Raw genomic sequence first — 19,510 nt, 5'->3', positions numbered from 1 at the left:
TCATCAGTACCGCTGACGGCGTGATGAGCGCGCTCTAGCCGGAGAGCGACACGGCGTTGCGCGTGGCCGTCGCGCCCCTCGAGTACCCTCAAAACGAACCGCCCGCTGGCCGCGCTCATGCAGCGAGGTCGGTGCCCACCGGGTGACATCGAACGGTCCGGTGAGGGGGAATGCCACGTTTCCAGGCTGTCTTAGCTCGTCAGCGACGGTCCTTTCGGAGAACCCGTAGAGAGTGAATCCGTGCCTTAGAAGCCGAACCAAAGCCGCCCCTGCACGGTGCCAAGGCGTTCGAAAATGCGGCATCACCGCACGCTTGTAAACACATCCATGTGCTGACGTTGGAGGTCGCGTAGGGGGCTATCGTCATCGAGGACTTTCGACAGGCCCGACCCGATCTTGTCGCCAGGGGTGTCTCCTCAAGCACTCTCCGCCAGACGAGGCCAGTTGATGTGGCGCAAGAGCCCGGACTTTTCGGGCGTCGATCATGATCGGCCTCTCCTTCAGCACGCCCGTCGAGACATGGCTCGGTTGTGGCAGACGCTGCCAGCCCATCAACCCTGTTCCGCACAAGCACCGAGAACAGGGTGTGACGGGCCGGCCTCCCGCGCCTGCCCCTGCCGCCTCGCCCTCGACGGAGGGGGCGAGCTAAAGGAGGCACCAATGACCAAAGATCGCAGACGCCAAACACAAGTCGATATCTACGAGCGCGTCACTAACCAGATTATCGCCGCCATCGAGGTCGGCGCCGGTGACTACAGAATGCCCTGGCATCACGACGGATCGGCCATCACCACGCCCGTCAACATCGCCTCAAGCAGGACTTATCGCGGCGTCAACATCCTCTCACTCTGGGCTGCGGCCCACGCGGCCGGCTATCCCACCGGGATCTGGGGCACTTACCACCAATGGCAAGCGCTCGGCGCTCAGGTTCGTAAGGGCGAGCACGGTCACCTTGTCGTGTTCTGGAAGACCCACGATCGCGACAAAACGGAGGACCAAGCCGACGACGCAAATCGTGACGAACCCGCCCGGTCCATGTTTGCTCGTGGCTACTCGGTTTTTAACTGCGCCCAGGTTGACGGCTACACACCGCCCGAGAGCCCGGTGTTGCCGGAAGCGAAGCGGATCAACCGGGCCGAACGGTTCTGCGCGGCCCTCGGCATTGATATCTGCCACGGCGGCTCGCAAGCTTACTATCGCCCGGCTACGGATCAGGTACAGATCCCAAGGTTCGCGTGCTTCCGCGATGCGGTCGCCTACTACGCGGTGCTGCTTCACGAATGTGGCCATGCATCTGGCGCCAGCCACCGTCTCAACCGCGATCTCTCTGGACGTTTCGGCTCGGCCGCCTATGCAATGGAGGAATGCACGGTCGAGCTCCTGAGTGCAATGATTTGCGCCGATCTGGGCCTCAGTGTCGAGCCGCGTCCGGACCATGCCCGCTATATTGCATCGTGGATCGACGTGATGCATTCCGACAAGCGCGCCATCTTCACTGCTGCCAGCAAAGCGCAGGAGATTGCCGACTGGATGCATGCACAACAAGACAAGCAAAATGAGGCAAGGGGCGCCGGCTAGGCGTCCCTTTCAAGAGAAAATGCCATGGATCATCACCTCGCGAGCGAAAATGCGAGGTGATGGGTGCGCCGACGGCGGCGGCAGGGGCGCGGTGTTTGAAATTGCCGGTTGCCGTCGTCGCGGCAATCGGACATTTGAGTTTTCTGAAGAAAGGCAGTCGGCAAAGCAAGTTATGGCGGCTCGCCGCATGACGGCATCTCTGTTGCTTAGCACCCTCTACCGATAAAAAGTTGCCGACAAGAAAGGGAGCTGTAGCCCATGGCGAAGTGCGCTGATGCTGTCCGCAGAACCTGGATTTGTTCGTGAACTCTGCGAACCGTCCGTTTCCCTTTGCGCCTTCCTTCATCATCTAAAAGCTTGCCACCACCGTTGTCCGAGCAAAGGCAACGCAGCCGGCATTCTGACGATCACGGCAACTGCGGCATGTCTCCCTCGGCAATGTACCAAATCCAAGGCGTCATCTCCGGTCGTGCCTCGATCATTTCCGTCAATGCCCGCTGGTAGTTCCCACCTGCACCGGCCGACACGATAAACATCGCAACCGGGCAGGGTCGCTGTTCCGGCAAGGTGACCGACACGATTGGTTGCTCGTGTGAGAGGTTGAAGCGTAAGCCTTTGACGAACTTGCGTCGCAGCCCTGCCAGTCTGTTCAGAAGATGGCGCTCATGGACGTTTTCGAGTGGGATCCAGTTCTCGTTCACCACCATCATCGCGACTTCTTCGACGGCTGCAACCCCGGATGCCGAAATCCCAAACGTCGCGATCATGACGAGGTGCAATTCGTCGTTCGCACGCCACAATTCAAGTTCCGTTTCGTATCTGGCGTTCAACCGCCTCCATGCTTGGTCTTCAAGCATGAAGGGAAAGGGCAGATGCCGCACCACGATCCGGTGTCCGACGCGTGCGGGGATGAACTCCTTTGCTTCCGCAACAGCGATCATCAGTTTGCGCGGTCCTGTCCCGGACGCTTGCGCACCGCAAAGCGCGGTTACTCGGCGTGCGGCAATTGCTTCCTTGTCCTCATGATGGAACGCCTCCGGCACAAACAGCATATCGCTCAGCTGTCCGCCGCGGGTCGTCATCTGCGACGCGGCATTCATGAGGCTCGTGCGAACCCGACCCCAGCCGCGCTTTCCAGTCCAGGAGGGCTGCCATTCGGTCAATTCTCCCATTTCCCACAGGTAGTGCAGCGTTGCGCGCAACGAGAGCTTCTGTGGCTCATTGCGAATGGCGGACTCTTGCGGACCTGCCGATCGAGATGCGGCCGCTCGTGGACCTTTCTTCGTCATCGAAAAATCGATCTTCAAGATTGCTCGCCCGTTCGCATCGACCTGGATCGCATTGCCGATCAAAGGCCCGAGCCCGGACAATTCATAGGGAGGTTCAAAGGATGGGCAAGCCGGGTCATGATTGCGCCCGGAAAGCGGCATGCGTTTGACGAGGTGTTGCTCATCGAGCCGCGCGATGTACATCGCAACCGGCGGCTCCTTGCACTGGCAATATGGCCGAAGCCCCTGTTCATAAGCACGTGGAAGAAGAGCCCGGAATTCGCTCGATGCCTCCTCGAACAGCCTGTCGCCGATCAGAAACCGTCGCACATTCGCCTCCGCTTCCCATTCAATAGGCCCTAAGGGTCAGTGACGATGTAGCATGGATTTTTCGGTTATACTATAACAAAAAAGATAGTATAAAGTGGAAGGGATAGCGCCCTATGCTGTCGCCACGGAGATGAAGGCGGTGCCAAAAGTAAATTTCTCGCCGCAGCATTGGCAAGCGTCTTCATGGATGCGACGTCGATCCACCTTCACGTGGCGCTGGCTTTCATCCCAATCCCTGGAGCATGATAATTGGAAGGAAAGCATCCGTCGCTACTGAAAACACAACGATTCCTAGCGCTATCGGAGGTTCGGCGACTTGCCGGGTCGCCGAGGGCCCGTACTGCTGGATCGCAGCAAGGCTTTCAAACGCACTGCAATCGGAGCGCCATAGCGACCTTTGCGAATCGATGAGATTGGGCGGGGCCGAAGTCGCTCCAGCTCCGGGACATAATCGGGGAAGCAACCACAGAAATGGGCAATCGGCGATGTCACCCGGCCGGCAGCGAATCCGTCTGGCTCAGTCGATGTGGGATATCCCGCTTCGTGCTGATTTCGAGGTTGCGAGCGAACATGGGTCGATGAGCAACCTCGACGCAAAGATGGTTTCCTCACGTGTCAAAAGAACAAGGAGAAATTTTTCGCCGGAGCGATCGGCTGCCTGGCGAACGCGAGGGGCGTGACCTCGAGCCGTAACTCCTGGCCGCGCGGTACGACGTCGGTCGCTCAGGACGGTGGATGGCAATTGGCGCGCGTCTGACGCGGCAACGCGGCTAGGGGCAGCATCGTTGAAGTTCGTTTGTCGATCCCGGCGATGGCCGGGGCGGAGACTTGCAATCCAGTTTGCGGGCGATGTGGTCACCGCGACCGCGCAATGTGCATCCGAGAGATCTGGCGGCAGTCCGTGCTGCTCGCTGCTTCCAATGGGCAGAGACCGGGACGGGCGTATCGTTGGGCGGCGTGCCCAGTTGAAATGTGCCGCGGTCTTATGAGGTGCCGGCGGGTGGCCGGAACGGTCTGTCGCCGGCGTCGGTTGCACTAGATCATTCCCTCTTCTACATCGCCCTTTAGCCGACCGCCTGCCTTTCCGGTCAACCCCTGAAGGGGTACGTCTCACCCAAATATTCTGCAAAATTCCATTTTTGGATCACTGCTGGGCACCGGATGCTTTCCTCCAGCAAGCATGACAAACGCGCACGCGTTTTTTTGAGCAGAACATGGAATTTAGCAGAATATTTGTGCGAGATGACCGCAGCAGATCGGCCGTCTCCTCGCGCGCTATCGGGAATGGTCCCGAGCAACCGAAGGAGACAATACTATGGCCACCACGATCGCAGCTCTCACGCAGAAGACCGATGGCACTCTCGAAGGCGTTTTCGCCACCATCCGAGTGAACGCCCCGATCGCTATCGTCCCCAACGCCAACAAAACGAGCGAAGAGGCCCCTGACTATCGCGTCATCCACCGAAAGACCGGGTTCGAAATCGGCGCGGCGTGGAACCGTATCGCCCGCCAGACCGGAGAAGAGTACCTCTCCGTGAAACTGGAGGCTCCAGAGATCGGCGTGATCTTCGGCAACCTCGCACAGGCTCCCGGCGGCGATCCGAACCGCAAGGTGATCATCTGGAATAACCCAAACTGAGCCACCAGCGCCGGTCCCGATCAATCGGGACCGGCACCCGCTCGTTCTGAATGCGACCGATCCCGAGCGGGATGCCCACGTTTGTACCCAGAAACAGGACGGGCATCGAGCCCGCACCTGTTCTTTTATCCTGCCACACGAGATGAAAAACTATCTGCTCAGATCGCCAAGTCTGCCGCGAGGAATCGTGCCGCCTAAAGGACGAGCGGTCCCCCCGAAATGCTCCGCATTCCGGCTCCCCCACTCGCCGGCTCCGCCGGTCGCATTCGCGATCCTTGACCCGGCCCAATTCTCGCGGCCGGCGGCGTCATCTTTCCCAACAGCCAAGGAGATGACGAAAATGACGGTTGCACTGGAAGCCCACATCGAGGAATTGCGCCGCGAGCTGAACTGCTGCGACCCGGCTGAACGCGCCCAGATCCAGGCCGAACTGGAACAGGCCTATGCGGAGCTTGAGGTCATCGTAGCCGAGCTCGAGGGCCGCGTCAGCAGCGAGCCTCCCTTCTAGGGAGGCTTTCGCCAGGCTCGCATTTACGGCAAATCCAAGAATATAGCAGATCGCCAACCCGCGCTCGGGTTCCTATGCGACGAGCGATTTTTCCCGGAAATCCGGGGACATCATCGCCCCCTGTCTTGGTCAGTAACGATCACCCAGGGCGACAAGCCGCGCTTGGTCCTCCTCAACATTAACGACTATGAGCCCTGATGCGCGTCCGAAGCGCGCTCGGTCGGAACCATCGAAACCATTTCCAACAGCCTCTTTGCGGACTTCGTAAGTGCCGTCGACGTCTTTTGGTCGAGGACGAGCGCTTGCCTGAATAATTCGACGCAGGCAAACCTTGCCGATGGTTCGCTCTTCAGACCAAACAGGTCCGCACACCAGTTGCCGAAAGATCGGACGTTCCGGGTTGGTGAACGGCTTCGAGAGCATCGGGTAGAGCAAGCGCGTTCAAGCGCAGCACACACTCACTGCGATTGCTTTAAGCTACATCCCGCTCGATTTTTACACCGCGCTCGAACCCGATTTGGACCAGAGCGAAAATTGCCAGATGAGGAACTTGTGCGTCGACCTTAAGATCCTTGCCAAGGGCGAGGGGTCGGCAAGGACATTACCGCTCGCGTCACGAAGACAACTCGGGCTCGTATCGGCGGTGCTGACGCCACTCAAGCCGGATGTCGGCCGGGGCAATAAGCACGGGTAATTGTTGGCTTGGCGTGGAAGGTTAAATCCGGACAAAGCGGTTTGCCTTGGCTGCCTGATCCATGTCCTTCCGCCGAAAATATATCGCGCGCCCGCAGCGGATTGGGCTATGACCTTGCACGATAATGATCTGCTCGTCTTTGCGCATCGACTGCGTGATCTCGTGCGGCATGATCAGCGGTCGGCGCTGGAGATTGACGCTTTCGGATAGGCGCGATCCTGCGTTTTTTGGGCCCCAGCCAATGACGCGTGAGCCTCTCTTCACCTCGACGGTCATCTCGCCGCATTGGGCCGAGACGCTGCGGGCCGTGTCGAGCGCTTTAATCGCGGCATAGCTGGCAAAGGCACAGCCGTCGATCCACGACGTCGCGCCATCCCTCCCGAAATGCCGCTCCAGTTGTCCGACCGATTGGTACATAAGCATCATGGAGATTCCGTACTTTCGGCCGCGATCACGCGCCTCTTCCAGCACCCGCATGTAGCCGAGCAGATCGACCTCATCGAGCATGAACAGCGCACGGCGCTTGAAGGTGCCATCGGCCTGCACCATTGCGTTGATCAGCGAGCCGATGATCACGCGGGCGATACCCGGATAGGAGCGCAGGATCGATGCCGGAATATTGATGAACACGTCATTCTTGCCCGCTACGATGTCGCTCGACCTGAACGCGTTCCCGCAGACAAGCGCCGCGTAGCTGTCGAGCGACAGCCATTGCGTGTCCTTAGAGGCCGTGGAATAGACGCCGCTGAAGGTCTGCTCAGTCATGTTGGTAAAGACGCCCAGCGTTTCGCGGATGAAGGCCGATCCCGAATGGTCCTGGATGTCGCGCAGCATGGCGAGCACAGAGGGTTCTGGCTCGGATACGATCTGCCGGAGACTGCGTAAGTTCCGTCGCCCATCATATTCGGGCGACAGCATGACATGGGCGAGCAGACCGGTCAGCAGATTGTGTGCCTGGTTCTGAAAGTAGGAGCCAGTCGAACTTTCAAAGCGCACGCTCTCCGACAAAAGCATGTGAGCAATGCCGACGATGTCCTCTTCCTTGTGCTTCGATGTCTCGATGCCGTCGAGTACGTTGAAGCCCATGATCGGGCTCGTCGGATCGAGCACCATCACCTCGCGGCCGAGCGCGCGGGTTCTATGCTCGACCACCATTGGCGCGACCTCGGTCGATGGATCGAGGCAAATCAGCGGCCCGGTGTAACGCAGCGCCGTGGGCACGACGTTGCTGGTGGTCTTGTATCCACCTGACCCGGCAAAGAAGAGCACGTGCGTTGAATCGAAATCCTGTTTGTAAGTCAGCAATGATGCCTTGCCGCCCTGGCCCCATGTTGCTGGATCGTTCGGATCGAAAGGTAATTGATGAACGACTTCCTTGTCGACCCGGTAACGCTCGCCAACGACGAGCTCGCCATCTGGCGGAAACAGCTTTCCCGCCGCGGCCATCGACAGCCAGTTCGCGTCCCCGAAGATCCCGCGCTTGGCTCGCTTCACCGGTTCTGGAACAACCGTGGAGATGCGCGCGCCCACCGCCACCGCCAGGAAGCCGGCCACCAAGCCAATGACGGCGACGATGTCGAGATAGGAGAGTGCCCGGTCCCACGAGACCGCACCGCTCGCCACGTACGGCGCGAGCCGATCGAACTCGCGCAGGACATAGAAGCCGGCCACGAACAGAAAGCAGACAAGGTTCACTATCGCGATCGACCTTCGCCGGTGCAGCGGCAACGCACAAACGGTCAATAATCCGACGACCGGCCCAAGCAACAACGCGGGCAGGGGCGAGGCTCGTAGGAACCAGTATGATGTTTTTCCAGATAGCTCGCCGGCAAGCTTCGGCCAGTGCCAGCCGACGATGTAGACGGCAAAGGCGGTGACGGCAATTGGCACCAGAACGAGCAGCAGGCTGGGATGCAGTCTTTCCTTTAGTGCCACTTCGCCGCCTCCTCGATGTGAGATGATCCTCTATCATGCGAAGTCGCCTTGAAGGCTTGCTCACCGATATCGCGCAGCCGCCGATGCTCGTCGGTGCCGGGCACGACACTTGCCAGTTCCGTTAGGCCACCAAGCAGAAACGCTCGGTCGGCCCCCGCGAGACCCGCTCTGACGACGATGCCACCGAGCAGGAATTTCTCGCGGGCCTCTCGTTTGCGATCAGTCGTCATGAAAAACCTCCGCCGTCGTTCCAGACCCGCCACCTGGCTGTCGACGCGACGAAGCTGTTGCGCCAGCAGTCCCCTTCTTCTCCTCTTTGCGAAATCGCGCGGCAATCTGTTCGAAGATCGCGTCGAGTTCTTCCTCCGTGATCTCCATTTCCGCCAATCCCGTTTTTGTCGCGGCGCGCGCAAACCGCTCGGCGGATTTTACGATTAGCGTTCGTCTGCGCTCGCGCAGCTTCTCGATCTGGGCATCGATATCAGAGAGCGATGATTTTACGGCCATTCCAGCGTCCCTCGTGTCGGAGCAATCTCACGGCGATAGTTATACTATCTATTTAGTGATAGTAAAATAGGATAGGTTGCATCACCCCGAAAAAGCCGCAGCCGGAATTTCGGCATCGGCCGTCTTTACGGAAGAGCGGCATCGGCCCTCCGGTCCGATCGGTTTGAGGGCGCAATATACGTCGCTGGCGCGACGTGCTTGAAAGCTTCGGAGACACTCGTGGCGATCATGTTCGTTAGAGCGCAGGTGATCAGCAGGGGAGGGGGGCGCAGCATCGTCTCGGCCGCCGCCTACCGCCACCGCGCCCGGATGACGGACGAGCAGGCCGGGACGTCCTTCAGCTACCGTGGCGGCGCGTCGGAGCTGGTGCATGAGGAGCTGGCGCTGCCGGACCAGATACCTCTCTGGCTGAAGAGAACAGTCGACGACAAGACCGTCGCGGAGGCCAGCGAGGTGTTCTGGAATGCGGTAGATGCGTTCGAGACGCGGTTGGACGCGCAGCTTGCGCGGGAGTTGATCATCGCGCTGCCCGAGGAGCTGACGCGGGCGGAGAATATCGCGCTGGTGCGCGAGTTCGTCCGAGACAATTTGACGTCGAAGGGCATGGTCGCTGACTGGGTCTATCACGACAAGGACGGCAATCCGCATATCCACCTGATGACGACGCTCAGGCCTATTACGGAGGAGGGGTTTGGGCCGAAGAAGGTCCCAGTCCTGGGCGATGACGGAGAGCCGTTGCGTGTCGTTACGCCGAACAGGCCGAACGGCAAAATCGTTTACAAGCTCTGGGCCGGCGACAAAGAAACCATGAAGGCATGGAAGGTCGCGTGGGCGGAAACGGTCAACCGCCACCTGGCGCTGGCCGGCCATGAGCTCCGTCTCGACGGCCGCTCCTATGCTGAGCAGGGCCTCAATGGGATCGCGCAGAAACACCTCGGCCCGGAGAAGGCGGCGCTCGCGCGCAAGGGTGTCGAGATGTATTTCGCGCCCGCCGATCTAGCGCGGCGGCAGGCGATGGCCGACCGGCTACTCGCGGATCCTGCGCTTCTCCTCAAGCAGCTCGGCAACGAACGTTCCACCTTTGACGAGCGCGAAATCGCCAAGACGCTGCACCGCTATGTCGATGATCCAGTGGACTTCGCCAATATCCGCGCGCGGCTCATGGCTTCGGACGACCTCGTGCTGCTGAAGGCGCAGCAGATCGACACCCAAACGGGCAAGGTGACAGAGCCGGCGGTGTTCACAACGCGGGGGATCCTGCGCATCGAATATGACATGGCGCAGTCAGCCGAGGTTCTGTCGATGCGAAAGGGCTTCGGCGTCTCCGGTGCCAAGGCCGCCGCCGCCGTCCGAAGCGTCGAAACGGCCGATCCGAAAAAATCCTTCAGGCTCGATGCGGAACAGGTCGATGCGGTACGTCATGTCACGCGCGATAATGCCATTGCGGCGGTCGTGGGGTTTGCCGGCGCCGGTAAGTCGACACTGCTTTCGGCGGCCCGCGTCGCATGGGAAAGCGACGGCCGACGGGTGATCGGCGCGGCCCTAGCCGGCAAGGCTGCGGAAGGGCTGGAGGACAGTTCCGGGATCCGGTCGCGCACGCTGGCGTCCTGGGAGCTTGCCTGGGCCGGGGGGCGCGAAACAATGGAGCGCGGCGATGTGCTCGTCATCGATGAGGCCGGCATGGTGTCATCGCAGCAGATGGCGCGTATCCTCAAGGCTGTGGAGGACGCAGGCGCAAAAGCCGTGCTGGTCGGCGACGCGATGCAACTGCAGCCGATCCAGGCGGGTGCGGCGTTCCGGGCAATCACCGAACGGATCGGCTTCGCGGAACTTGCCGGCGTGCGGCGGCAGCGTGATGTCTGGGCGCGCGATGCTTCCCGTCTCCTTGCGCGCGGCAAGGTCGAAGAGGGCCTTGATGCCTACGCGCAGAGGGGCTGCATTGTCGAGACCGAAACCAGGGCCGAGATCATAGACCGCCTCGTTGCCGATTGGGCCGACGCCCGCCGGGACCTGCTTCAGAAATCTGCCGTGGGCGAGCATCCGGGACGTCTTCGCGGCGACGAACTGCTTGTGCTTGCTCACACCAACGATGACGTCAGAAAGCTGAATGAGGCCTTGCGCAAGGTCATGATCGACGAGGGCGCGCTGACAGGTGCGCGCCAATTCCGGACGGCACGTGGGCTTCGTGAGTTTGCCGCGGGCGACCGGGTGATCTTCCTCGAAAACGCCCGCGTCCTCGAACCACGGGCAAAGCGGCTTGGTCCCCAATATGTCAAGAACGGCATGCTTGGCACGGTCGTTTCATCCGGCGACGAACGCGCTGACGCACTGTTGACTGTACATCTCGACAATGGCCGGGACGTCGTGATCAGCGAGGATAGCTACAGCAATGTCGATCACGGCTACGCCGCGACCATCCACAAATCTCAAGGCTCGACCATCGACCGGACCTTCGTGCTCGCCACCGGAATGATGGACCAGCATCTGACCTATGTGGCGATGACCAGGCATCGTAACCGCGCCGATCTCTACGTGGCGCGCGAGAACTTCGAACCGAAGCCGCAGTGGGCGCGTAGCGCACGTGTCGACCATGCAGCCGGCGTCACCGGTGAAATGATGGATACCGGGTTGGCCAAGTTCCGGCCGCAAGATGAAGATGCCAAGGAAAGCCCCTACGCCGATGTGAGGACGGACGACGGAACCGTTCATCGACTTTGGGGCGTGAGCCTGCCGAAGGCACTCGAGGAGGGCGGAATCAGGACCGGTGATACTGTGATGCTCCGCAAGGATGGCGTCGAAACGGTCACGGTAAGGGTGCCCGTCACTGATGAAAAGACCGGCAAGAAGCGTCTCGAGGAACGTCAGGTCGAGCGCAACGTCTGGACTGCAACCCAAATCGAAACTGTCGATGCGCGCAAGGCGAGGATCGAGCGGGAAAGCCGTCGGCCGCTTGTGTTCAGAAAGCTTGCTGAGCGCCTCGGACGATCCGGCGCCAAGACGACGACGCTCGATTTCGAAAGTAAGGAAGGCTATCGGGAGCATGTCCTTGATTTTGCCCAGCGGCGTGGCATCGACACGCTCGCCCGGGCCGCTGCGGAACTGGAGGAGGGTGCGGCGCGGCGGCTGGCGTGGCTTACGGAGAAGCGGTCGCGGTTGGCGAAGCTCTGGGAGCGAGCGAGCATAGCGCTCGATTTTGCAATCGACCGGGAACGGAGCGTCTCGTACAACGAGGAGCGCAGAGTATCCTTGGTTGCCGGCATCCCGTTAGCCGGAAACTATTTGCTTCCACCCGCCACCGAGTTCCCCCGCAGCGTTGAAGAGGATGCGCGTCTCGCGCAGCTCGCCTCGCAACAGTGGAAGGAGCGGGAGGAAATACTCCGGCCGGTGCTGCAGAAAATCTATCGCGACCCGGGTGGCGCGCTGTCGGCGCTCAACGCTCTGGTATCGGGCGGAGACGTCGAGCCGCGCAAGATTGCCGAAGATCTTGGCCTTGCACCCGAACGCCTTGGCCGATTACGCGGCTCTGACCGCATGGCCGATGGCCGCGCCGCTCGAAACGAGCGCAACGCAGCCATGGCCACCTTATCGGAGCTGCTGACTTTGGCGCGCGCGCATGCAACCGAGTTCCGCAGGCAGGCGGAGCGCTTCGCCAGCCGCGAGCAGCAGCGGCGCGCTCATATGGCATTGTCCATTCCCGCGCTTTCGAAAATTGCGATGGCGCGTCTCGTCGAAGTCGAGGCGGTCCGGGAGCGCGGCGGGGTCGATGCCTACAAGACGGCCTTCGCCTACGCCGCTGAGGACCGTTTTCTGGTGCAGGAGGTCAAGGCGGTCAACGAGGCGTTGACCTCACGCTTTGGCTGGTCTGCATTCACCGCCAGGGCCGATCCGATCGCCGAGCGAAATGTTGAAGAGCGGATGCCGGAAAATCTCGCCACTGAGCACCGTGAAAAACTGGTGCGCCTGTTCGAGGTGATCAGGCGTTTTAGCGACGAGCAACATCGCGTAGAAAAGCAGGATCGCTCGAAAATCGTTGCCGGCGCAAGTATCGAGTTCGGAAAGGAAGCAGTGCACGTGTTGCCCATGCTTGCCGCCGTCACGGAGTTCAAGACATCCGTCGCCGATGAATCACGGGAAAGGGCGCTTGCCGCTCCCTATTACAATCATCATCGCGCCGCGCTCATGGATGCAGCGACACGCATTTGGCGCGATCCGGCCGGCGCGGTCGCCAAGATCGAGGAGCTTGTCGCAAAGGGTTTTGCCGGCGAGCGGATTGCCGCAGCGGTCACCAACGATCCGGCCGCCTTTGGGGGGCTGCGCGGCTCCGGTCGCCTAATGGACAAGTTGCTTGCTCCCGGCCGGGAGCGGAAGGCTGCGCTTCAGGGCGTATCGGAAGCAGCAAGCTGTGTCCGTTCTCTCGGAGCGTCTTATGCCGCGGCGTTTGAGGCCGAGACCAAGGCTATCGCCGCAGAGCGCCGGCGTATGGGGGTCGCCATTCCCGGCCTATCGCGGAAGGCTGAGGATACGCTGCGGCAGTTGACGGCAAGAATGAAGAAGAAGAGTGGCGGGCTCGCCGTTGCTGCGGGTTTGACCGATCCGAACGTCGCCCAAGAATTCGTCGCCGTCAGCCGGGCGCTCGACGAGCGCTTCGGCCGCAACGCGTTCCTGCGTGGGAACAGGGACGTTTTCAACTTTGTGTCGACAGCGCAACGGAATGCATTCGAGGCAATGCAGGAGAAGTTGAAGCTTCTTCAGCAGATCGTGCGGGCAGATAGCGGCCAGAAGATCGTTTCCGAGCGCCAACGACAGGCGGTCAATCGGGGTCCTGGTGTCGAGCGGTAGAGGCAATTCAAAGAGCTTCATTCACTCAGGTGTCTCGGCAGCCGGTCCTTGCTGCACGGCGCGGCAGCGAGTTGCTCCGCAGACCGAACCGAAGAACGGGGTTGGAATCCGATGACGTTTCTCCTTTGGCATCAATCCGGTGCAAGTACACGCTCCGGTTTATCAATCAGGTGATAGAATTCTACGAAAAAAAACCTTTGACAGACACGGGAACCGGTCGGCCGGGTGCCACCCAACGTCTTTACCTGTAAATTCCGGTAGCGCGGCCAAGGCTACCTGCAAAAGCGTCCAGATACCGTAAAAGGCGAGGGTGTCCTGCGCGTCTATCCGAAAATGCAAGCCCTCGTCCGTCGGCCTCAGCGTCACGCGTGCGTCACCAAAGTCCAGCGACCGATCGACCCCCGTGGCGCCGATCGGGCTCCAGTATTCGCGGTAGCGGGCGAAGACCTCGCTTACGCCCTGTTCCGCATTCTGGACTGCTACGAACGCTTCTGCGGTATGCTTGTACATCGGCACTCCTTGCTGCAAATCCTCGCGTGCATTGAATTATCAATTTCGGCTCTCGGCTGCTTCGCCACCTCGGTCCTGCACGCTCGTGGCACGGTTTTCGATACAGATCGCTGATGTATGACAACTCATGCGTGTGATATTCATGCACGCTTTGGTCGAGCGCTCGACTACTAATTCTATTAGTCGCCTAAGGGCGGAAACTCGTGTCCAGTGGTCTGAAGCAGGTTTTCTTCGGAGAATGGAGATGGAGATACTAGCTGTGCCGGCTGCAGCGCGCGGAGAATTTGCTGACTTGATCGACTCGATGCATCGGCTGCGTGCGCGAGTCTTTGGCGACAGACTGGACTGGGATGTAGACATAAGGGACGATCGTGAGGCCGATGCTTACGATCAACTCAATCCCACCTATATCTTGGCCGTTTCTACCACAGGTGCAGTGGCGGGCTGCGCGAGGCTTCTCCCCGCTACCGGGCCGACGATGCTCGCCAATACGTTTCCGCAGCTCCTCTCATCGCGACGGCTCGACGCCCATGCAGGCATGGTCGAAAGCTCGCGCTTTTGCGTTGACACGGTGCTCGACGAGGGCAGGACAGGGGGAGTTCTCCATGGGATGACGCTTGAGATGTTCGCCGGCATCATCGAGTGGTCGATGGCGAACGGCTATTATGAAATCGTCACGGCAACGGACCTGCGGTTCGAGCGCATTTTGAAACGCGCCGGCTGGCCGATGCAACGTCTTGGTCAGCCGTGTCCCATCGGCAGCACGATGGCCGTAGCAGGCGTGCTTCCTGCCGACGCCGCGAGCCTTAATCGGATTCGCGCTGCTGCCTGTCGCCAGGAACACATGTGCACCACAACTTCGCTGCTTGAGGTGGCACGGCGTGGAACGGCGCCTTCTGCCGATTTAGCGCAAGCGGCCACACCCACAGAGGACGATGCAGGTCCTCACGAGGGATCAGATCACAACTGACGCTGCGCAATAGAGGAGAGGTCTTTGAATTCCGCGCGACCGCAGATCCTGATCGGTTCGACCGATGCGGATTACTATCTGCTACTCGTCCACATCCTGGAATCCGAGGGATATCAGGTCATTCTTGGTTCCGGGGTCGAGGAGATCGTCCATTTTGCAGGCGAGTACGATGTCGCAGCCATTCTTCTTGATTGTCGATCGGGAGAAAATTGGGCTCCCGCAGCCTGTGTAAAGCTGAAGCAGGAGCCGCGGACATTCGGGATTACGACGGTCGGGTTGATTGGCCCCGGTGCGGAAAGTCGGTTTATCGATCTGCTGAAAGCCGGGATTGACGAGAATTTCGTAAGACCGATCACTCCCTCTAAGCTGCTCAGCTTCCTGCGCGACCGTATCCTCCTTCCGCAAGTGTCGGATCCGATGGCGAACGACGGTCATATCCTCGTCTATGCAGGGATTGAACTGAATACCAACAGGCACAGCGTCAGGCGTCTCGGCATCAACGTCCACTTGGGACCGATCGAATTCCGGCTGCTGCAGTTTCTGATGGAGAACCACGAGCAGGCGTGCAGTCGCGCACAACTCATTGAAGCTGGTTGGCCGGAGCGCCGTTTCGTCGACGTCAAGACGGTGAATGTTCATATCGGTCGACTGCGCAAGGCGCTGAGCGTGACCTGCGGCCCTGATCTCATCCGCACGGTTCGATCGTCCGGCTACATGCTCGATGGTTCCAGTCAGGAACGATCGCAGTACAACCCGGCTCGGCCGGGCGAAGGGACTGGCGACTAGGACAGCCCCCCGGTTGACGAAAGGAACAGCTGTCATGGATCTGGTAATCCGAAATGGAGGTCTCATCACTGGCGACGGCAAGACGTTTCACAAGCGGGCTGCCGTATATGTCCGGAAGGGACGGATCATAGGTGTCGACGCCGCCGCAGGCGCTGAAATCGCGGCGCGAGAAACCATCGATGCGGCCGGCGGCATCGTTATGCCAGGTCTCATCAATGCACATGCGCACGGCTGTATTCGGGGGCCTTCCATGCCGAGCGGTTCGAAGCCATTTGCAGGCGATGATGTTGCCTATTTCCGGAACCGTCATCTTCTTCAGGGAACAACCACCCTTTTGAACGTCTGCGGTCTGGCCATGGCCGACGAAATAGATGTCGACAACGTAGAACGTCATGCCATGGATATCCGCGTTTCCACGGCTCACACTCCGAAAAACATCGAGGCGGCGCTTGTGGTCGACGGCAAGGGACTTTCAGCACGACACCTGAGCGCGACGACAGATGACCTGTTGGCCTGCGGCGCGGTCGCCCTTGGCGAGGCAGGTGGTGGGCAGACACTGGGTGGCGGCGCGCAAGAATACAGGTTCATCCCGCAAGCCTTTCTGCAAGAGTTCGGGGTCGAAATGACACCCGCAGCCGCGAGGCGCTTGAAGAACGCGGTTCTTGGCCGCTATCTCGATCCGGCGGAAGGCCTGTCGAATTTAAAACTGACTAACGAGTTGGAGTGTTGCGGTCTTTCCGGGCTCGCCGATGCGGATCGCGTTCGCGATATCATTACGCGATCGGTGATGCCTTCGGTTGCCCTCTCGTTGGCCGGATTCGATGAAATCGCACGCGAAGCCGAGCGGTTAGGATATCCCGCGATCTTCCACAATGCGGCACCATCTGCGAAGCGTCTGATTGCCGCGGTCGAGAAGCACCCGAAAGCACGTCTCGTCGCCGGTCATAGCAATCACCCGAGCTTTCTCCCGGAGGAGGCAGTCTCGAACGCCCAGAACCTGAGAGGGAAAGGGGCCATCATCGATGTTTCGACACTGGATTGTATAGGGACGCGCTGGCGCAACGATCCATCCAACCTTGACGCACTGATCGATGCGGGCTGTGTCGATACGATTTCGACCGATTTTGCCGGCGGGCATTGGGATGGAATTCTTGAAGCGATCCAGCGAATGGTCAGAAAGAAGCAATTGTCTGCGGCCGAAGCGGTGGCCCTTGCGACCGGGAATGTCGCGCGTGTCTTCACTCAAATGGCCGGTGACCGCGGACTGATTGAAAAAGGCAAGCGCGCAGACCTGATCGTTGTCGACCACGTTAATCTGAGCCGGGTCAGGCATGTCGTGATCGCAGGCCGTATAGTCGTCAGGAATGGCCGGCTTATCTGACCGCGGCTGCAGTTGCGAGATTTCGGCGCCGGATACGATCCGATTGACACAAAGTGCAGTAGTGGTCGAGGTCAGTCGATCAATCGCATCCTTAGGCGCTGGAGGAGGGGGGCCGCATCTCCATTTTTAAGCGTCTCAAAAGCCTCCAGGACAGTATTTTGCGCCCTGGGAGAAAGCTTGCCCCGCGTCGCTGCCGAGAACTTATTGATGAGATCCTCCCAGTCTAAGGGACGCGCCTTGTCCCCGCGTGGCGAGGTCACCTTGGATGTGATCGATTTGCCATCGGTCATTCGCAGGCATATCTGCGCAAGGGTCTCACCCGGAAAACGGGCGTCGATCTCAGGATTAACCGAGAGACGAACCTTGCGGGCGAATTCGATGAGGTCCGGCCTGCCCAGCTGCGCACCACCGACCGGCGCCAGCGCCGCAGCTCCATCGACAACAGCAATCGCTATGCAATAAGGCAGACTGTATTGGATCTCCGTCAATGTATTGGGAGACACGGTGTTTGAAAGTCGGAGAGCCCATTGAAAGGTCTGCACTTCGATTGATGCGATTTGTTCGGTCCTGATGTCAGCACCTGACGAAAGCGCCGCGAAGGCATCAAGAGCGGGATGGATGTAGCGGCAGCAGGAATAGGGTTTGAAATAGACCCTCGAGATCTCAGTTGGATCACCCAAGTCCGCTATGATGCTCGGCCGGTCGAAGTGCGACGCATGATCGAGCAGATCCTGCGGCCCGGTAAATCCCCGCTCCGCAAGACGCAAGGCGGTCAGGCCCGTCAGGACACTCCAGGGAATACCCTCCTTGACGTCGTTCCCGGTGAGATTGGCATAGCCGGAGCTGCCGTTTGCCTCCTGGTTTGGCGCGAGGACCCCGGCTACAGCGAGTGCGTGTGCGAGTGCCGGGGGATCGGTTCTGTAGAGGCGGCCGGCCGTGGCCGCGGCAGCATAGCCGGTCCAACGTCCCGATTGTCGGCTTTTGATAGCTTGCGGGTTCTGCGCCACCGCGATGCGAATTCCGGTCTCGTATCCGAGAGCGATTGCGGTCAGGAGATCATCGGCGGATGAACCATTCGTAGATGCCACGGAGAGTGCTACGGGTATCACAGCCGCACCGGGATGACCGCGCGCGGCGCGATGGCCGTCATCGAAATCGAGTGCGGAGGCTGAGGCAGCGTTACAGACTGCCGCAGCAGTGACCCCGAGACATTCACCCGTAAACCAGACTGAAGCCTGGCCGCTTCCAAAGTCTTGCCGGGCGACCGCGCGCATTGCGCGGGCACTCGGAGCATCGCAGCCGACGACGTAAGCGATGACTGCATCCACAATACAGCAAGTGGCACTTAGCCTCAGATCGGGCGGCAGAGCGTCGGAAGGATAATTCGCCAGATAATCTGCAAGGATCTCGGTGACATACATCAGCCCTCTCCGTAAAGCTTAGGCTGCCTGGCGTCAGTTCGTGCTAGATGAGTGGACGGATGAAGCCGCGCCCCCATCTGGCGAGAACCAGGTTTCGTAAACATGAGCGGCGACGTACAGATCCAGCATGGGTAACCCGACGCACGTGATGAGGATCGGTAATTCCGATCCGCCGCCCGCGTCACAGAAATCCTTTAAGTTCATGACACCGAGCGCTGGGCCAAGCTGCTCCAATGTCGATCCCTTGCGTGAGAAGTAGAGCGCCAGGCTTTGCGAGTTTCGCCGCGACACCATCGAAACGTCATCACAGAGCGTCAGTCCCGACCGAAGAACTTTTTGGATATGGCCGGATGGAGCCTCGTCTCCCCCAAGATGCAGAACAACGGCGTTTGGGCAAACCTCTTCGCTCTCAAACACCGGTGCGCTGGCATTGGTAGCGGTGATGACAAACCGGCAATCACGCAGCCTTTTATTATCCGCGACAGCCTCAAGCCGAATTCGAGGTGACTGTCTGTGTCTTTTAACGAGTTGGCGCGCGGAAGCGCCTGAGCGGCTGCGCACGAATATCTTCGAGACGATGCCGGCTCCGAAATGATCGAGCACTCTAATGATCTGCTCGGCAATGGGGCCTGCTCCAAAGAGGAAAACAGAGAGTTCTTCTGTTTTGGGGAAGAAAAGTTCAAGCGCCATCGAGGCATAGGTTGCCGTTCTTGCGGCAGAGATATCGGTTCCGTCCATCACGCAAAGCGGGCGCAGCGTGAAGCTGTCTAGCAGCAGGATCGTCGACGTCGAACGCGGCTGACCCAGTCGACGGTTTATCGCATTGGCACCGACCACCTTCACGGCCGCATATCTGGCCCCGACGCTGGAAAGCGCCGAGAGCTTCCAGCCCAATCGCTCGCCTTGCAACCTATCGCGGTAAGCTTCAAACTGGGGTTGGTTCCATAAGGCGGCTTCGGGAAAGGACAAAACAGATTTGAGACCATGGGCTTGGCCCAAGCGGATGTCGGACCAAGCTGCCCTGGCGGCATCGTGGAGCGCGGAGGCCTCGAGACGGACGCCGAGGCGCTTCATTTCCGCAAGTGAAATGTATCTGGGTGTGCTCTCCATCACCGTTCTCCGTGGAATTGTCGACGTCATGCGA

Annotated in this window: 13 protein-coding genes and 2 pseudogenes; 8 read left to right on the top strand and 7 right to left on the bottom strand. The window is 59.9% G+C overall.

Annotated elements, in window-relative coordinates:
• Positions 1 to 660: 660 nt before the first annotated feature.
• Positions 661 to 1,578: an ArdC family protein gene (locus tag AC3WVQ_RS25795; RefSeq protein ID WP_492383194.1), complete on the top strand. Its 918-nt coding sequence runs from the start codon at positions 661 to 663 to the stop codon at positions 1,576 to 1,578.
• Between the two features lie 407 nt (positions 1,579 to 1,985).
• Here the strand turns inward: AC3WVQ_RS25795 and AC3WVQ_RS25790 are convergent, their stop codons facing one another.
• On the bottom strand, positions 1,986 to 3,176 hold the full coding sequence (locus tag AC3WVQ_RS25790; protein ID WP_192445538.1) for a DUF1173 domain-containing protein: 1,191 nt from the start codon (positions 3,174 to 3,176) through the stop codon (positions 1,986 to 1,988).
• Positions 3,177 to 4,491: 1,315 nt separating this feature from the next.
• Between AC3WVQ_RS25790 and AC3WVQ_RS25785 the strand changes: the two genes are divergently transcribed.
• From AC3WVQ_RS25785 to AC3WVQ_RS25775, 3 genes and pseudogenes are all read left to right on the top strand, one after another.
• Positions 4,492 to 4,815 carry a DUF736 domain-containing protein gene (locus AC3WVQ_RS25785; RefSeq protein WP_034800240.1) on the top strand — a complete coding sequence of 108 codons (324 nt, stop codon included), beginning with the start codon at positions 4,492 to 4,494 and terminating at the stop codon, positions 4,813 to 4,815.
• 340 nt (positions 4,816 to 5,155) lie between these two features.
• Positions 5,156 to 5,323: a hypothetical protein gene (locus tag AC3WVQ_RS25780; protein WP_167550717.1), complete on the top strand. Its 168-nt coding sequence runs from the start codon at positions 5,156 to 5,158 to the stop codon at positions 5,321 to 5,323.
• Between the two features lie 49 nt (positions 5,324 to 5,372).
• Positions 5,373 to 5,608 (top strand): annotated as a pseudogene (locus AC3WVQ_RS25775) (type II toxin-antitoxin system prevent-host-death family antitoxin); the annotation flags it as partial.
• 430 nt (positions 5,609 to 6,038) lie between these two features.
• On the opposite strand, the gene traG reads toward AC3WVQ_RS25775, so the two are convergent.
• Genes traG through AC3WVQ_RS25760 form a run of 3 tightly spaced genes read right to left on the bottom strand, consistent with a single transcriptional unit; the run spans position 6,039 to position 8,459 of the window.
• On the bottom strand, positions 6,039 to 7,952 hold the full coding sequence (traG, locus tag AC3WVQ_RS25770; protein WP_159415868.1) for a Ti-type conjugative transfer system protein TraG: 1,914 nt from the start codon (positions 7,950 to 7,952) through the stop codon (positions 6,039 to 6,041).
• Complete coding sequence (locus AC3WVQ_RS25765) at positions 7,943 to 8,182, bottom strand: conjugal transfer protein TraD (RefSeq protein ID WP_492383193.1); 240 nt, start codon at positions 8,180 to 8,182, stop codon at positions 7,943 to 7,945. Before AC3WVQ_RS25765 ends, traG begins: the two co-directional genes overlap by 10 nt.
• Positions 8,172 to 8,459: a TraC family protein gene (locus AC3WVQ_RS25760; protein ID WP_492383192.1), complete on the bottom strand. Its 288-nt coding sequence runs from the start codon at positions 8,457 to 8,459 to the stop codon at positions 8,172 to 8,174. Before AC3WVQ_RS25760 ends, AC3WVQ_RS25765 begins: the two co-directional genes overlap by 11 nt.
• Positions 8,460 to 8,678: 219 nt before the next feature.
• Between AC3WVQ_RS25760 and traA the strand changes: the two genes are divergently transcribed.
• Entirely contained in the window at positions 8,679 to 13,298 is a 4,620-nt protein-coding gene (traA, locus tag AC3WVQ_RS25755; protein WP_492383191.1) for a Ti-type conjugative transfer relaxase TraA, read from the top strand.
• Positions 13,299 to 13,460: 162 nt separating this feature from the next.
• Here the strand turns inward: traA and rctB are convergent, their stop codons facing one another.
• Positions 13,461 to 13,808 (bottom strand): SMa0974 family conjugal transfer regulator, encoded by a 348-nt coding sequence (rctB, locus tag AC3WVQ_RS25750; RefSeq protein WP_060529699.1) that lies wholly within the window; start codon positions 13,806 to 13,808, stop codon positions 13,461 to 13,463.
• Between the two features lie 244 nt (positions 13,809 to 14,052).
• On the opposite strand from rctB, the pseudogene traI reads away from it, so the two are divergent.
• From traI to AC3WVQ_RS25735, 3 genes and pseudogenes are all read left to right on the top strand, one after another.
• Positions 14,053 to 14,643 (top strand): annotated as a pseudogene (traI, locus tag AC3WVQ_RS25745) (acyl-homoserine-lactone synthase); the annotation flags it as partial.
• A gap of 159 nt (positions 14,644 to 14,802) precedes the next feature.
• Complete coding sequence (locus AC3WVQ_RS25740) at positions 14,803 to 15,564, top strand: winged helix-turn-helix transcriptional regulator (protein WP_177235740.1); 762 nt, start codon at positions 14,803 to 14,805, stop codon at positions 15,562 to 15,564.
• Positions 15,565 to 15,598: 34 nt separating this feature from the next.
• Positions 15,599 to 16,945 carry an amidohydrolase family protein gene (locus AC3WVQ_RS25735; protein WP_492383190.1) on the top strand — a complete coding sequence of 449 codons (1,347 nt, stop codon included), beginning with the start codon at positions 15,599 to 15,601 and terminating at the stop codon, positions 16,943 to 16,945.
• A gap of 71 nt (positions 16,946 to 17,016) precedes the next feature.
• Here AC3WVQ_RS25735 and AC3WVQ_RS25730 read toward each other — a convergent pair whose 3' ends face one another.
• Together AC3WVQ_RS25730 and AC3WVQ_RS25725 are read right to left on the bottom strand one after the other, a co-directional pair.
• Positions 17,017 to 18,366 (bottom strand): MmgE/PrpD family protein, encoded by a 1,350-nt coding sequence (locus tag AC3WVQ_RS25730; protein ID WP_492383189.1) that lies wholly within the window; start codon positions 18,364 to 18,366, stop codon positions 17,017 to 17,019.
• 33 nt (positions 18,367 to 18,399) lie between these two features.
• Complete coding sequence (locus AC3WVQ_RS25725; protein ID WP_181529597.1) at positions 18,400 to 19,476, bottom strand: ornithine cyclodeaminase; 1,077 nt, start codon at positions 19,474 to 19,476, stop codon at positions 18,400 to 18,402.
• Between the last annotated feature and the right edge of the window lie 34 nt (positions 19,477 to 19,510).

This window comes from Ensifer sp. EB106-05-01-XG146 (genome assembly GCF_058791875.1).
This window is presented reverse-complemented; position numbering and strand designations above follow the sequence as displayed.